Source organism: Pseudomonas sp. 18058 (assembly GCF_902706155.1).
Classification (GTDB): Bacteria; Pseudomonadota; Gammaproteobacteria; order Pseudomonadales; family Pseudomonadaceae; genus Aquipseudomonas; species Aquipseudomonas rustica.
In genome coordinates this window covers 1-1,667 of the sequence record NZ_CACSJY010000116.1, presented here as the reverse complement: position 1 = coordinate 1,667, position 1,667 = coordinate 1, and the positions used below count along the sequence as shown (strand labels likewise).

1 protein-coding gene is annotated in these 1,667 nt (G+C 59.3%); it reads right to left on the bottom strand.

Features of this window, described 5'->3' with window-relative positions; genetic code table 11:
* Positions 1 to 94: 94 nt before the first annotated feature.
* Positions 95 to 1,360: an OprD family porin gene (locus tag GVL50_RS28400; protein WP_159815843.1), complete on the bottom strand. Its 1,266-nt coding sequence runs from the start codon at positions 1,358 to 1,360 to the stop codon at positions 95 to 97.
* Positions 1,361 to 1,667 lie beyond the last annotated feature (307 nt).

Here is a 1,667-nt window from a genome sequence, read left to right as displayed (position 1 = left end):
GGTCAGTCAACATTGCGGGCGACTGATGCGCCGCTTTCGCGAGCAAGCCCGCTCCCACAGTTTTGATTGTGTTTCGGGCAGGGTGATTGTTCTGTCAGAAGGCGAGCGGGTATTGGATGACGATGTAGATACGGTCGATGTCGTCGCCGGCCTGGGCTACGTTCGCGCGGTGGGAGACGTGGGAAAGTTGTACTGAGAGGTCTTTTGCCGCGCCGGACTGGACGATGTATTTCATGTCGATGTCGCGCTCCCAGTGTTTGCCGCCATCACCTTGCTGCAGTTGATACGCACCGCCAACCGGGGCGTGGGTGCCGTCGATGTGGTCGCCGGCGACGTAGCGGGTCATGAAGGTCAGGCCGGGGATGCCGAAGGCGCCGAAGTCGAGGTCGTAGCGTGCTTGCCAGGAGCGTTCGTGGGCGCCGTTGAAGTCGGCGTATTTGATCGAGTTGGCGAGGTAGATCGAGTCGCCGCCGACGAAATCGAACGGTGTGTCGCCATTGACTCGCTGCCAGCCGAGCATTACTGCGTGCGGGCCGAAGGCGTATTTGCCGGACAGGCTGAACGCTGTGTTGTCGATCGCGCCGGCCAGCGCCTGGCCGGTATCGCGGGTGTGGTAGAGGTTGGCGTCGAGCAGCAGGCCGGATTGCTTGAAGTGCAGATTGCCGTAGTACTGGCGCCAGGTGTCGCTCAGGTCGGAGGCGTAGAGCGCGCCGCCGAGTGGGCTGTCCGCCAACAGATCGGCGCCGATAAAACTGATGCCGCCGGCTTCGGTGTTGGCGCCGTAGCCGTAAAAATCGCCTTTGCCCGATGAGCTGTCCTGATTCTTGAATGCGGTGAAATGACCGGCGACCAGATTGAGGTGGTCGATCTCTCGGCTGTTGAGCAGCAAACCCGTGGCGTATTCCGGTTGCAGGCGTTTGTCGGAGGTGTCGAAGACCGGCGTTTCTACGGTCATTTCGCCGAACGCCAGAGTGGTGCGCGAGGTTTTCAGCTTGAGTGCGCCGCCGGCACTGGAGTAGTTGCTTTCGCTGCGGCCGTCACTGTCGATCGGCAGCAAACCCGTGCCGGAATGACCCTTGCCGCCATCGAGTTTAAACCCGGAAAAGGCGTGGGCGTCGATGCCAAAGCCAAGCGTTCCTTCAGTGAAACCTGATGAGTAGGTTCCGATAAAACCCTGCGCCCATTCCTGTTTATAGTTTTTTCCGCTAGGTGAGGGGGATCGGTAGTCGTTGCTCAGGTAGAAATTGCGCAGAAGGATTTCGGTTTTCGCGTCGTCAAAGAAATCGCTGGCGGCGCCGGTTCCGGACAGACCACAGAGCAGGGCCAGCAGGGTGAGACGCGAGGGAGCGCAATCGATCATGGTCGGAGGCCAGCAGCAATTGAAGTGGCACCGATGATCGCGGGATTTCAGGTAGGGGTGATTGAGCCAATGTGCTGACTTGATGACACAACACAAACCCTGTGGGAGCGAGCTTGCTCGCGAAAGCGGTGTATCAGCCAGTAAAAGTTTGGCTGACGAACCGCATTCGCGAGCAAGCCCGCTTGTATGGTAGGACTCGAAGGGGTGGGTGGGACCAAAAGCCAGCTTCTGACTGTTAGCCCAGTACAGACTGTGGGAGACATCGGCCCCACCCCTTCCACCAAAGCGCCGATAAAGAATGCTTCGT

Excerpts from the sequence above, each read along its gene's own strand:
- GVL50_RS28400 (WP_159815843.1), bottom strand. The coding sequence starts at position 1,360 with ATGATCGATTGCGCTCCCTCGCGTCTCACCCTGCTGGCCCTGCTCTGT.